This window comes from Streptomyces sp. NPDC037288 (assembly GCF_055603265.1).
In genome coordinates this window covers 1-1209 of record NZ_JBVJVY010000225.1, presented here as the reverse complement: position 1 = coordinate 1209, position 1209 = coordinate 1, and the positions used below count along the sequence as shown (strand labels likewise).

1 protein-coding gene is annotated in these 1209 nt (G+C 69.4%); it reads left to right on the top strand.

Annotated features, from left to right (window positions below; all coding sequences use genetic code 11):
- Positions 1–157 precede the first annotated feature (157 nt).
- On the top strand, positions 158–1009 hold the full coding sequence (locus ACZ7GZ_RS43425; RefSeq protein ID WP_471033387.1) for a class I SAM-dependent methyltransferase: 852 nt from the start codon (positions 158–160) through the stop codon (positions 1007–1009).
- Positions 1010–1209 lie beyond the last annotated feature (200 nt).

The following is a 1209-nucleotide window of genomic DNA, read 5'->3' as shown; positions in this document are numbered from 1 at the left end:
CGAATAGTCCTTCATCGCCATCGGCGGTCTTCTCGCTTCCTCCGGATCAAGCAGATCCAGTATCAGCGTGTCCACCACTCAGGGGGAGGCCCCGGCCGCGCATGAACCTGGCTCCCCTCATCAGGCCCCTTTGGAATCGATCATTTAGGCTGGCGCGGTGACTGATGAGCAGGAGCGGGTGCAGCCGTCGGGAGTGTGGGCAACGGCGGTGGGGGTGGCCCGGGTGCGGGCGCTGGAGACCGAGCGGGAGAACGCGCTGTTCCGCGACCCACTGGCACAGGCCTTCGCCACCGCCGGCGGCCTGTGGCCCTCCTCGCCGTCGCTGCCCGGTGACGAAGCCGCGCAACGCCGCCGGCTGGCCGTGTCGTTCTCCATCGTCATCAGGACGAAGTTCCTCGACGACCTGTTGCAGCAGGCCTCCGCGTCCGGGGTCCGGCAGGTCGTGCTGCTCGGCGCCGGCATGGACAGCCGGGCCTTCCGGATGGACTGGCCCGAGGGCACCCGGCTGTTCGAGGTCGACACCGCCGCGCCACTGGACTTCAAGGCTTCGGTGCTGCGCCAGGAGCGGGCTGTCGCACGCTGCGATCGGATCACCGTCGCGGTGGATCTGCGTGAGGACTGGCCGGCCGCGCTGGCCGCCGCAGGGCACGACCCGGCGGTGCCGACCGTGTGGATCGCCGAAGGACTGCTGATCTATCTGCCCGAGGACGCGGTGGAGCTGCTGCTGGCCCGGATCAGCGCGCAGTCGGCGGCAGGCAGTCGGATGGGGCTGACGTTGGGCTCGCGCGGTGTGATCGAGCGCTTCGGCGTGGACGCCGTGCCGGGATCGGCGGCGTCCATGTGGGTTTCGGAGATGCCCGACGACCCGGTGGGCTGGCTGGCCGGGCACGGCTGGGAGGCCGGCAGCCACACCCTGCGCGAGTGCGCTGCCGCCTACGGCCGCCCGATCAGCACCCCGCCGCAGCGCGAGGAGCGGCCCGGCGGACTGATCTCGGCGGTCCGCCGGTAGAGCGCCTCCCGGTTCCCTAGATGATCGATTCCAAGGGGGCCTGATGAGTGGAGCCAGGTTCATGCGCGGCCAGCCGGTCATGCGCGCAGTGACCGCCTACGACTACTAGCTTGATCTTTAACGTCCGGCGTCGAATGGTGTGTCGAACTTGATCACCTGGTCCGGTAACCGCCGTACATGGAAGCGGCCTTCGGCTGAAC